The organism is Flavobacterium sp. HJJ, from assembly GCF_015351475.1.
GTDB lineage: Bacteria > Bacteroidota > Bacteroidia > Flavobacteriales > Flavobacteriaceae > Flavobacterium > Flavobacterium marginilacus.
Window position 1 is genome coordinate 40,809 of the sequence record NZ_JADKPR010000014.1, and the last position, 12,815, is coordinate 53,623.

Here is a 12,815-nt window from a genome sequence, read left to right on the forward strand (position 1 = left end):
AATGTTGAATACTATTGATTATTATTATATTTGCAGGCAATTTATTAATTATATGAGGAAAATTTTCATTTCTTTTCTATGCTTTTTCATGATTAATTCCATTCATGCTCAAATACATGAAATAGGAATTTTTCTTGGAGGGAGTAATTATATAGGAGATGTAGGTTCAACAACTTATATTGACCCAAATGAACCTGCTTTTGGCATTTTGTATAAATGGAACAGAAGCCCAAGGCACGCTTATAGATTTTCGTATACACAGTCACAAATTTCGGGTGATGACAGTAACTCAAAAGAACCAGGCCGTTACAACAGAGGATACAGCTTTACAAATAACATAAAAGAATTAGCAGCTGGAATTGAATTTAATTTTTTTGATTTTAATTTGCATCAGGAAAGACCAAAATTTACTCCTTATGTATATACAGGTCTAAGCTATTTATTTTATGATGACCTATATATAGAATCAGGAAAAACGAAAAAAAACAGTTCAAAGGGTACAATTGCCATTCCAATAACCTTAGGTGTTAAAACTAATTTATCAAGAAGTTTTATTATCGGGCTGGAGACTGGAGCAAGATATTCATTTACAGACAATATAGATGGCAGTAATCCTAGTGACAGCGGTTTACCAAAATTTGGAAATTTAAATAATAATGACTGGTATGTTTTCTCAGGTATAACACTAACTTATACTTTTGGAGAAAAACCATGTTACTGTGCAGATTAAAAAAAGATGCTAAAAAACGAAATAAATACAGACAATATTCCCGGACACGTAGCCATTATCATGGACGGAAACGGCCGCTGGGCAAAACAGCAGGGATTCTTGAGAACAATTGGACACGAAAGCGGCTCAGAATCTTTAACAAAAATCATAGAAGAGTGCTCCAATTTAGGAGTCAGATACCTCACGTTATATACTTTTTCAACCGAAAATTGGAACAGACCAAAATATGAAGTAGAAGCTTTAATGAAAGTATTGGTACGATCATTAAAGAAAGAACTCAAATCAATGCTGGAAAATAACATTCGAATGAATGCTATTGGTAACATAGACAAACTGCCCGCTGCTGCTCAAAAAGTAATATCCGACTGCATTGAGCAGACCAAAGGAAATACAAAAATGACACTAACCCTTGCTCTAAGCTATGGATCTAGAGAAGAATTAACACATCTAATAAAAGAAATAAGCAATAAAGTTAAAAATAATATAATTTCAATAGACACTATTGACGATTCAATTATTAATGAGCATCTTTACACGCATAATTTACCTGATGTAGATTTATTAATAAGGACTGGTGGTGAACATAGAATAAGTAACTTTATGTTATGGCAGATAGCCTATTCAGAATTATACTTTACTGATGTGTTATGGCCTGATTTTAAGGAAGAAGATTTATATGGAGCTATCATTAGTTATCAAAAAAGAGAACGTCGATTTGGAAAAACAAGCGAACAAATTAAATAATTTTTTAGTGTTACATAAAAGCATAAAACTAGTCCTTACCTTTATAATATTAGGAACTTTCACTCAAATTAAAGCACAGGACAGGGTGCCTTTTGACCAAGGTAAAAAATACATATTGGGAGATGTAAAAGTTGTTGGAGACATAAGTTTCAACCCACAGACCGTTGTGACATTTGCCGGATTAGAGAAAGGACAGGAAATTACAATTCCTGGTGAACAAATCAGCAGTTCCATAAAAAAACTTGGAAAACTTGGTCTTTTTGACGAGATATCTTTTTATGTAAACAGAATAGAAAATGACAGCATTTTCCTTGACTTAAACATAAAAGAGCTGCCTAAAATAAAACAGGTAAAATTTGTTGGAGTATCCAAAAGCAAAACCGAAACTTTTATTAAGGATAATGGTCTTACAAATGGTAAAATTGTAACTGAAAATTTAATTACAACTACCAAAAATTACATTGAGAAAAAATACAAAAAAGATGGTTTTTTCAATACCAAAGTTCATATAACTACATCTAAAGACACTTTAAAGTCTAACGAGGTAAACATGCTCGTAAAAGTAGATGTTGGCGACAAAATAAAAATATATAAGATTGATTTTGAAGGAAACAAGGAAGTCCCGAGAAAAAAACTTTTAAGTTCAATGAAGAACACAAAAGTCAAAAACTCCATCAACTTTTTAAAGAGATCAAAATATATTGAGGACAAATACCAAGAAGACTTGGAAAAAATAGTCAACAACTATAAAAAAATTGGATATCGCGATGCCCGTATTGTAAGCGACTCTGTTGCATATAATGAAGAAAAAAATGCAATTTATATTAAAATAAAAGTTGAAGAAGGACTTAAATACTATTTTGGTAATATTAAGTTCATTGGTAATACAGTATATTCAGACGAAGGCTTAAGAAGCATGCTTGGTATTAATACAGGAGACGTATATAACGGTGTACTATTGCAGGAAAGAATTGCTGACAAATCTAAACCAGATGGTGATGATATAACCAATTTATACCAAAACAATGGATATTTATTCTCAAACATTAATGCGGTAGAAACTAAAACAGTAGATAATAAAATTGATTTTGAAATTCGTATTACCGAAGGACCAATTGCCTATTTCAATAAAATTACTGTAGTAGGGAATGACAAGACAAACGACGAAGTTATTTATCGTGAGTTAAGAACAGTACCTGGAGACAAATACAACAAAGGAGAATTAGTAAGAACTATTAGAGAGATTGGTCAATTAGGCTTTTTTGACCCTGAAAAAATAGAACCAAAATTCAAAAATGTTGATTCTGGAGCTGGAACTGTAGATATTGAATACAATGTTGTAGAAAAAGGAGCCAGCCAGATAGAACTCCAAGGGGGATATGGCGGAGGTGGTTTCGTAGGAACTCTTGGGTTATCATTCAATAACTTTTCGGCAAAAAATCTGTTTAATAAAGATGCTTACCGCCCTCTTCCAATGGGAGACGGTCAAAAGGTAGCATTGCGTTTACAGGCAAGTTCGTATTACAAGACTTATAGTTTATCTTTTTCAGAACCTTGGTTTGGAGGAAAAAAACCTGTTTCATTTAGTACTTCATTTGCTTTTAGCCAGCAGTACAGCTCTAACTATCAAACACAGAGAATTGACAAATCAAAATACATTAACATTATGTCATTATCCGTAGGTATGGCAAAAAGGCTGACTGTTCCAGATAACTATTTTACCCTATCTCAATCGGTAAGGTTCCAGCAATACGATCTGCATAATTACTATTACGGCTTATTCACCTTTGCAAACGGAAGTTCAAAGAATTTATCATACAATATAGGATTAACACGTAACAGCAAAGGACTCAATCCAATATTCCCAACTTATGGTTCGGAATTCTCAATAACTGGTGAATTCACTCTTCCATATTCGCTTTTCAATGGAATCGATTATGCGACATTAGGACAACAAGAGAAATATAAATATAAATATGCTGGAACATCATACGTAGACAACAATGACAAAGTTGTTTCTGCTGGTGATTACTTAGACAAACTGCCTTCCACAGGAACTGTTGCAAATAAAGTAGATAATTATCAAGATGCTGTTGCTGATCCTGGAAAAGTAGATCAGGAAAAATACAAATGGCTTGAATACTATAAAGTACAGTTTACAGGTGACTGGTACACCTCTTTATATAAAAAATTAGTATTACGCAGTTTAGTTCAATTTGGATTTTTGGGAGCATATAATCAGGATCGAGGAATGATTCCTTTTGAAAGATACTACCTAGGAGGAGACGGTATGGCTGGAAGTTCTATAGACGGAAGACAAAATATAGGATTAAGAGGGTATGAAAATGGATCTTTGACACCTGCAAATACCACGAGTGGAGATTCCTATGGAGCAACCATTTACAACAAATTCTCATTGGAATTGCGTTATCCGATTACTTTAAAACAAAGTGCCTCAATCTATGCCTTAACTTTTGCGGAAGCTGGTCAGGCATATGCTAATTTATCTGATTATCAGCCATTTAACTTGGCTCGTTCAACAGGAGTTGGGTTAAGAGTATTTATGCCTGCATTTGGATTATTAGGTATTGATTTTGGTTACGGATATGACGCTGTTGTACCAGGAGGAAAACCAAGCGGATGGCAAACGCATTTCATAATAGGACAACAATTTTAAGTGAATTTGGTTTAAAATTTCTAAAATTAAAAATTATGAGAAAAGAATTTTTATTTATAATTTTATCCGCAATTGTTTCAACAGCAATTAATGCGCAGACCAGAGGAAATAAAGTAGGCTACATTGATATGGAATACATATTACAGAATGTACCAAACTATATTGAAGCCAAAGCTCAATTAGAACAAAAGGCTCAAAAATGGAAGCAGGAAATTGAAACAAAAAAATTAGAAATTAATAAACTTAATGAAGCTCTAAAAGCAGAAAAACCTTTATTAACGGCTGAATTGATAGAAGAAAGAGAAACCGAAATAAAGTTTCTTGAAACCGAAAAACTAGATTACCAGCAAAAAAGATTTGGTCCAAACGGAGATTTGATAATCCAGAAAGCAGGTTTAGTAAAACCCATACAAGATCAAGTCTTCACTGCGGTTCAAGATATTGCTGAGGCAAAAAAGTACGACTTTATATTTGATAAATCTTCACATCTAACTATCCTTTTCGCAGCAAAAAGATTTGACATTAGTGATCAGGTAATCCGAATATTAAACAGAACTGAAAAAAGAGAACAATTAACTAAAAAACAGCTCAAAGAAGAACAGCTCAAAGAAGAAAAAGAAGATGCTATAGATGAAAACCCTGAACTGGCTGCAAGAGAAAAAGTGATATTAGACAAACAGGCTACACGAGAGAAACTGGTTACCGATAAAAAAGCAGCACAAGAAGAAGCTAAAAGAAAATACGAAGAAAAAAGAAAATTACTGTTAGCTGAAAAAGAAGCCAAAAAAAATGGCACAGTTGTTGCGCCATCAAACACAGATACAAAAACTACAGATCCATCAGTAAGTACAGAAACAGCTAAAACAGGAACTGAAGAAGTCAAACCAAGTGCGCAGGAAGAACGCAAAAAAGCATTAGAAGAAAAAAGAAAAAAAATACTAGAAGAAAGAGAAGCAAACAGAAAGGCGCTCGAAGAAAAGAGATTAAAAGAAATAGAAGAGAAAGAAGCGCTTAAAAAAGCGAATGAAGTAAAATAAAAAAGAAATAATAAATACTAATTAATTACTAAATTTAAAACAATGAAACAATTCAAAACTTTACTAATTGCTGCAATACTATTTATAGGAGCTACCCAAATTACAAAAGCTCAAACAAAAGTGGCTCATGTTGATGTAAATGAAATTATGGGAAAAATGCCAGCTATATTAGATGCTCAAAAGCAATTACAAACGTTAGGTACTACTTATGATGCTGATTACAAAAAAATGGTTGAAGAATACCAAGCAAAATTAAAAAAATACGAAGAAGAATCTGCAAAAGTTACTGAGGCTGTAAATCAAGAACGTCAAAAAGAAGTTCAAGATATGCAAAAAAGAATAGTTGACTTTAGAGACAACGCTCAAAAAGAATTACAAAATAAAGAAAGTGAAATCATGAAACCAATTATGGAAAAAGTGAAAGCTTCTATCCAAAAAGTTGGTAAAGCAAAAGGATTCCAGTATGTACTTGACAGCACTAATCTTTTACTTGCAGACGGAACAAATATTACTGTTGACGTAAAAAAAGATTTAGGTTTTTAATCTAAAAAAAGATTTAAAAACTGCTCACACTAAACTATTTTAGAGTGAGCAGTTTTTTTTATGGTCTAAAATGCAGTATATTTATTCTACTGAATTTCACTTTAGACAGTAAGCAATTATCAATAAACAATTTCTAAAAAACAGCTGTAAATAACGCTCTATTTTTAAATCTAAAAGCATGATAAACAATAACCCTATTGGTGTTTTTGACTCAGGAATTGGAGGAACATCTATCTGGAAAGCCATTCATGAATTACTGCCTAACGAACAAACCATTTATCTTGCAGACAGCAAAAATGCTCCTTACGGACAAAAATCAAAAAATGAGATCATTGCATTAAGCATGAAAAACACTGATTTATTGATAGAAATGGGATGTAAGTTAATTGTTGTTGCGTGCAATACAGCCACTACAAATGCAATTCAGGAATTAAGAGCAAAATACAGCGTTCCGTTTATTGGCATTGAACCAGCCATAAAACCTGCAGCAACTAACTCCAGAACACAGACAATAGGAATACTAGCCACAAAAGGAACCCTTAACAGCGAACTTTTTAATAAAACAACAGAGAAATACCAGGACACTAAAATTATCGAACAAATAGGCCATGGTTTGGTCCAACTGATAGAAGACGGTAAAATCGATTCTCCAGAAATGACAGAATTACTTCATTCCTATCTTACCCCAATGATTAAAGAAAACATTGATTATCTCGTATTAGGCTGCAGTCATTATCCGTATTTAATACCTCAGATAAAAAAAATTCTTCCAGAACACATTCACATCATTGATTCGGGGCAGGCTGTTGCCAGACAAACCCAAAAAATCCTCAGTGATAAAGTTGGTTTCTCAGCTACGGAAAAAAGTGAGCCTGTTTTTTACACAAACACAAGCCCAAAAGTTCTGACCGAAATTCTAGAAAACAAATACAAAGTTGAAAAAAAAGATTTCTAAACTAATCCAGCTTTTTTCTAACAAACCAGATACCGTCTAAATTAAGGTTCAGTGTCAATTTATGATAATTTTCCTGTATCAGTGAATTAGTTATCTGCCCTTTACTTCCATAAGTATAGGAAATGAATAAAGCTGATGATAAATGATCCAATGGGAAAGAAGCGCCAATAGAAAAATTCTTATCTTCAATTTTATTATTACTTACAACCAAATAACCTGTATCATAATGAGCCCCTGCAGCAAACTTTATTCTGTCAAAATAGTTTCTGGATGTTTTTGCTTTTAAATATGAAAAACCCAATGAAAATTTTTCCTGATCGGAAAAATTACCATACATATCGGATTGATTCGTTGCGCTCCAGAAACTTTTTTCATAGTCAAAAGCCACATTAAATTTATTCTTGAATGATTTATTAACTCCGAATCCAATATCCAAAGGCAAATAAAAATCATCCGTATCTGACAGCTGATCTGTTTCAATATCTGAAGTCCCAGAATCATTCACAACACTAACTGATTGAGTTTTGGCAGCATTTACTCTTGCTGGTGATTTTACATTTAATCCCAAAGTCAATGATGGATTCATTTTGAACTGCGAGCTTAAAGCAGGCCGAATACCGCCATAACTTATCTTGTTATCAATATTTGTAACCGAATTATTAATGATATAACTTCTTTTATCTGTAGTATTCCCAAAAAGAACCGAAGCAGAAAAACCGAATGATAATTTATTACTCAATTTGTAAGCATATGCTAAATCTAAATTATTCAGACCTCCTGTTCCCAATACATCCAAATAATAATACTCACTGCTGCCGTCAATTATCGGGATTTTTAATCCAGAAATCTTAAAAGAAGAACTGGAATACGGCATCATTGCTATGCTAAAAGCAGATTTACTAGTAATTGGAAAAGCAAAAGCAAAATGTGAAAACTGAGAATTATTTCTGTTTTCTTTTTTGAGATTATTTTCAAAAGACGATTGAAGTCCAGTACCGCCGATTTCAAAAAAGAAGTTATTGGCAGGAAGATTAATTAAAGATGCAGCATTTTTATTATTGATAAAACCATCAGAAGGCAAGGCTATTCCCGCTGTGCCCAATCCTGCAGTTAATCCAAAATTACTTTCATACATACTGCCTAATCCAAAAAGGGAATATGGAGATGTTGCAATACTTTGGGAATAAGACCAAAAAGAAGCAAAAAAAGCTAAAACTAGAAACGATCCACTTTTTTTCATTAATATGTTATATAATAAATTTGTAATTTAATTTTACTCTCCTTGTTGGTCTGATCGCCCAGAGCAACCCTTCCGACAACTTTAGATAAAGCTGGCAGAGTAAAAAGCAGCCCGCTTTTAGAATCCGACTCTTTTAGCATTTCTTTTTGTAAAAAAGAACCAAGAGAAAATTGATAGCCAACGTTCTCGTCAAATTCATCATTATCAGTATTCAGAGTTGCGACTACAGTTTCGCCACTGGAATTTGTAAGAACTGATTTTGTCCGATTTAATTTATCAACCACATAAATACTAAGGGTTTTAGGCAGCGGAAACATTTCGGAATACGAATTTTTAACAGGCTTAAGCATTAGTTTTGCATCAACAATAGCTCCTTTCTCCGAGATATATTTTAATTGTTTTATGTTAGGAAAATCAATTCTGCACGCTATTCCTGTGCCCGACTGAATGAATCCACTGTTGCCGGTATATATACTGGACAAATTCATTTTGGACAAAGGCAAATCCTGAATTAAGGTTCCAGTTCTATCAGATGAAACAGCATTAAACTGCTTAGCTGCATCAGATATTGTAAAATCCATTACATAATCATCTCCAGTCTCTCCTTTTTTCCCTTTAGAATAATACAGACGAAGTACACTGGACATATTAAATCCAATTATACTAGAAGATGAAGCAGAAGTCGATTTTAACACAAATCCTTTTAAATACTCTGTAAAATCTGTTGAGTTTTCTATTTCATTATTCTTAAACTTATTAAAAAGTTCCGTTCCAAATTCATTGCTCAGCTTTATATTGATACTGTCTTTGCCTATGGGCTTGGGACGATAAGTAATCGTTCCTAAACTAGTCTCATTATAAGCGAGACTGGAACTGTTATAAAAACTATTATCATTAACATTGGGCTTAAAATTCTTCAATACCCGATGAATATTCAGCGTCTGAACCTTTGTCGTATCAGCATAATAGTAATCGTCATATCTCATGATCATTGCTATGGAATCGAAAACATATCCCGTAGCATCAGTATCTGAACTTTGACTAATGAGACTAAAAGAATTTGCCGAAACCTGGAAATAACTATCTGACTTTATTTTTCCAAAAAGCGGATCATCATAATTCCCTACTAAAATTCTGCTTTCACTTGAAGTAACCAAAGAATCCATTTTAATAGTAGAAACATCTATAGTAAGCGTGTCTATAGAAATCACTTTATTCTTTATCGCTAAATAATCTGCTCCAACAACAAAATCGCCTTGATCTGCATCAGAGTCACAAGAAACAATGAACAAAGCCGAAAAAATTAAAAACAAAAACTTGTACATATCTATTTTTTGAGCAAATATATAAGCCCCCATTCCAGCAGTCCTAATAACATATACCAGCCCCGAAAAACTATCTATAAAAACAAAAAATCAGTCTACATACTGCAAATCTGCTCAAAATAGAGGTTCAGCCCATATAATAGCCAGTTTGTCTATAAAATGAAGCCATGCATATATATTCTTTTTTATTAATTAACAACACAGCTACTTTTGAACCAATAATTAAATAATGAGAATACACAACTTTATTACGATTCTAATTCTAACTCCGCTGTTTAGTGCTTATGCGCAAAATGGATATATTCTTGAATTTAATACCAAAACTGAACCAATAGATAATGGCTCAATAAAACAAACTGAAATTGGAATGCAGTTTTTTAAAGACATCAGCGCTGCAACTAAATTGACAAATACTTTTAAATATAAGAGCACAACAATTACTGACGAAATAGAAACCTATCTATTAGCAGACTATAACACTAATTACAGCAATACTCATTTTAATAGTTTTAGCAATGCTTTTGAATTTTCACATCAATTTTCAAAAAAAACAAAATTGAATTTAAGCTTCGAGCCTACTGTTAACTTTCAGAATAGTATCAGCATTACCGATGTAACAATCTTGGGAGGTGCCGAAATTAATCAGACAATAAGCAACAGCAGCAGTATTGATTTGGGAATAAAAAGAATGACTGTTTTTGGGAAGCCTCAACTACTGCCAACATTTGCTTTTAATCATCAATTCAACAAGGACATTTCATTAAAATTAGGTTTTCCAAATACAGCATTATCCTATTCTAGTTCAATTCGTGATTCGTTTAGTTTAAGAAATGACTTTAGCGGAAGCGTTTACAACCTCAATCCTCACATAACTTCAGATGATAAAACAAGTATGGCTATAGCCGGATTTTCACAGATGGAAACCACACTTCAATATGAAAGAAACATAGACACTTCTTGGTTTGTTAATTTCAAAGGAGGGTATTCGACAAACAAAGAATTTAAATTTTCGGATGAAAATAAAACAGCTGAAATAAATCAGACTTTAAAAAACGGAGGCGTTTTTTCTATAAGCATTAAATACAAACTTTAATAAACACCATGCACATTATGAAACATTTAAAAAAAGGTATATTTATTACCACATTACTTATCAGCTTAATTTTCATTGGATGCAGTAATGATGAGGATGAAGAAACACTAGGAAACTGGGTAAAAAAATCAGCATTTGACGGTCCAGCCCGATCAAGTGCAACCAGCTTTGTCATTGGCACTTTTGCTTATGTAACGACTGGTTATACAGGAGATGAATATCTAAAAGATTTATGGGCTTACAATTCTACTGGCGATTATTGGGAACAAAAAGCAGATTTTACAGGTATTGCCAGAAGCTCTGCAAGCGGATTTGAATTAAACGGAAAAGGATATATTGGTCTTGGTTATGATGGAACTAATAAATTAAAAGATTTTTACCAATACAATCCAGACACAAATACCTGGACTCAAAAAGCAGATTTTGGAGGAACAGCACGATATAGTGCTGTAGGTTTTCAAGTGGGCGGTAAAGCTTATTTTGGAACTGGATATGACGGTAATTATTTAAAAGATTTCTTCCAATATAATGACACTGATAATACCTGGACACAGGTAAATGGATTTAGCGGCAACAAAAGAAGAAATGCTACTGTATTTGTAATTAATGACATTGCCTATTTAGGAACAGGAATAAACAGCGGTGTCAATCAAGTGGATTTTTGGGCATTCGATCCTAGTACAGATGTATGGACCAGAAAAAGAGATCTTGATGATGATGAGAGCGATCACGACACTTATTCGATTACAAGAGCCAATGCGTCTAGCTTTACTATAGACGGATTAGGCTATATTGCCTGCGGATCAAGCGGCAATACTATCTGGGAGTACAATCCTAAAACTGATATTTGGACAACCAAAACTGCACTTGAAGGATCAGGAAGATCAGATGCTGTAGGAATTACAATAGATGGACAAAGAGGCTTCATTGCCTTAGGAAAATCAGGAACTTCTTATTTTGACGATGTATGGGAATTTAAACCAAAAGAAGAGCAAAATGACGATGATAATTAATAATTGTAACGACAAATTCTTCTGGAAAAAATCCCAGAAGAATTTGTCATATATTTTAAATTTTAGTCTGATTATCTTTATAATTGGACTGCTGCTGTTTATTTTCTGCAGAAAAGAACAGAGATTAGAAATTCAATCCATAAAAACGGTTAACGGCTGGGGCTACCAAATTACCAATAATAGTAAAATAATTATAAAACAGTCAATTATACCTGTAATTAGTGAGTCCAAAAGTTTTGAAACTGAAAAAGAAGCTTTAGCTGTGGGAGAATTGGTACTAGAAAAATTGAACTCTAACAATTCCCCTACCATTACAAAAAATGATTTAATTTTATTAAAAATAAAATTGTAGATGAACTTCGTGTCAATAAAAAATAGCGGCTCCAATAAAATACTGATACACAGTGCCATTTGGTGTTTTTTTATCAGTACCTCACTTATTCAGTTTTATGAAAGTCCTAGTCACATTAATACCGATTTCTTCATTCAATGGTTTACTGGAATAGCCCTGTTTTATCTTAATTACACATATCTTGTAACTAATTTTCTTTTACAAAAAAAATACGTTTATTATATCTGTATCATATTGGTACTGATTGTCGCTTTCATGCTTATCAGACACCAATTTTTCACACCAGATTTTCGAGAATTTAGAGAATTTCGATCTCCGAATAGCATAAATCTCAAAAAATTTCCTTATCCATATGAGAATATTAATCATAGGATGCACAGACGGGAGCAGCCTTTTTTCTTTAAAATTGTACCTTCAGTCTTTTATATTTTAATTATAGCAATAAGTACAATAATCAAAACATTATCTGAGTTTTACAATGACCAGCAAAATACATTGATCGCTGAAAGCCAAAGAACTGCAACTGAATTAAACTATTTGAGAACCCAGACAAATCCTCATTTTTTATTTAATTCATTAAACAGCATTTACTCATTAGCGCATAAAAAATCGGATCTGGTTCCCGATGCTATCGTAACTTTATCCGAAATGATGCGGTATATGCTGTATGAAACAGATAATAAATATGTTTTGCTCGAAAAGGAAATCGATTATATTAAAAACTATATTGAGTTACAAAAATTAAGGCTTAATAATATTGAAAACATTAGTATAAACATTCATGGCAACACTAAAGATAAGTTTATAGAACCCATGCTATTGATTTCATTTATAGAAAATGCATTCAAATACGGAACCGATTATAAAGGAGCTGCTTATGTGAAAATTGTAATTACTATTGAAGAAAATGTATTTTCTTTTTGGATAGAAAATAAAATTGAGAACAATAAAAAAGATCCTGAAAATTCAGGAATTGGTTTGGCAAATATCAAAAACAGGCTTAATCTGCTTTATCCAAACACACATCAGCTGGATTTAAAAACGAAAGATTCAAAATATACCGTCCATTTGACTTTACAATTAGACCAGATTCAGCCATAAACAAA

General features: G+C 32.7%; 12 protein-coding genes. 10 read left to right on the forward strand and 2 right to left on the reverse strand.

Annotation, left to right across the window (positions count from 1 at the left end; translation table 11 throughout):
- Window positions 1-52 precede the first annotated feature (52 nt).
- The 6 genes from IRZ80_RS12295 to murI all read left to right on the forward strand — a co-directional run bounded on the left by IRZ80_RS12295 (window position 53) and on the right by murI (window position 6,686).
- A complete protein-coding gene (locus IRZ80_RS12295; protein ID WP_194641863.1) occupies window positions 53-730 on the forward strand; it encodes a DUF6089 family protein in 678 nt (225 codons plus the stop codon).
- 6 nt (window positions 731-736) lie between these two features.
- Window positions 737-1,474, forward strand: a complete 738-nt coding sequence (locus tag IRZ80_RS12300; protein ID WP_194641864.1) for an isoprenyl transferase — start codon at window positions 737-739, stop codon at window positions 1,472-1,474.
- Window positions 1,407-4,151, forward strand: a complete 2,745-nt coding sequence (bamA, locus tag IRZ80_RS12305; protein WP_194641865.1) for an outer membrane protein assembly factor BamA — start codon at window positions 1,407-1,409, stop codon at window positions 4,149-4,151. The genes IRZ80_RS12300 and bamA overlap by 68 nt, the downstream gene beginning before the upstream one ends.
- Window positions 4,152-4,186: 35 nt before the next feature.
- A complete protein-coding gene (locus IRZ80_RS12310; RefSeq protein ID WP_194641866.1) occupies window positions 4,187-5,188 on the forward strand; it encodes an OmpH family outer membrane protein in 1,002 nt (333 codons plus the stop codon).
- 42 nt (window positions 5,189-5,230) lie between these two features.
- Window positions 5,231-5,731: an OmpH family outer membrane protein gene (locus tag IRZ80_RS12315; RefSeq protein WP_194641867.1), complete on the forward strand. Its 501-nt coding sequence runs from the start codon at window positions 5,231-5,233 to the stop codon at window positions 5,729-5,731.
- A gap of 178 nt (window positions 5,732-5,909) precedes the next feature.
- Complete coding sequence (murI, locus tag IRZ80_RS12320; RefSeq protein WP_194641868.1) at window positions 5,910-6,686, forward strand: glutamate racemase; 777 nt, start codon at window positions 5,910-5,912, stop codon at window positions 6,684-6,686.
- A gap of 1 nt (window position 6,687) precedes the next feature.
- Here murI and IRZ80_RS12325 read toward each other — a convergent pair whose 3' ends face one another.
- Window positions 6,688-7,926 (reverse strand): aromatic hydrocarbon degradation protein, encoded by a 1,239-nt coding sequence (locus tag IRZ80_RS12325; RefSeq protein WP_194641869.1) that lies wholly within the window; start codon window positions 7,924-7,926, stop codon window positions 6,688-6,690.
- On the reverse strand, window positions 7,926-9,284 hold the full coding sequence (locus IRZ80_RS12330) for a DUF4270 family protein (protein ID WP_228520895.1): 1,359 nt from the start codon (window positions 9,282-9,284) through the stop codon (window positions 7,926-7,928). The genes IRZ80_RS12325 and IRZ80_RS12330 overlap by 1 nt, the downstream gene beginning before the upstream one ends.
- Before the next feature lie 196 nt (window positions 9,285-9,480).
- On the opposite strand from IRZ80_RS12330, the gene IRZ80_RS12335 reads away from it, so the two are divergent.
- The 4 genes from IRZ80_RS12335 (at window position 9,481) to IRZ80_RS12350 (ending at window position 12,810) form a co-directional block, all read left to right on the forward strand.
- Window positions 9,481-10,344, forward strand: a complete 864-nt coding sequence (locus IRZ80_RS12335) for a DUF6268 family outer membrane beta-barrel protein (protein ID WP_194641870.1) — start codon at window positions 9,481-9,483, stop codon at window positions 10,342-10,344.
- Between the two features lie 17 nt (window positions 10,345-10,361).
- Window positions 10,362-11,357, forward strand: a complete 996-nt coding sequence (locus IRZ80_RS12340) for a Kelch repeat-containing protein (protein WP_194641871.1) — start codon at window positions 10,362-10,364, stop codon at window positions 11,355-11,357.
- Complete coding sequence (locus IRZ80_RS12345; protein ID WP_228520896.1) at window positions 11,341-11,709, forward strand: DUF4907 domain-containing protein; 369 nt, start codon at window positions 11,341-11,343, stop codon at window positions 11,707-11,709. The genes IRZ80_RS12340 and IRZ80_RS12345 overlap by 17 nt, the downstream gene beginning before the upstream one ends.
- 372 nt (window positions 11,710-12,081) lie before the next feature.
- Complete coding sequence (locus IRZ80_RS12350) at window positions 12,082-12,810, forward strand: sensor histidine kinase (protein WP_228520897.1); 729 nt, start codon at window positions 12,082-12,084, stop codon at window positions 12,808-12,810.
- Window positions 12,811-12,815 lie beyond the last annotated feature (5 nt).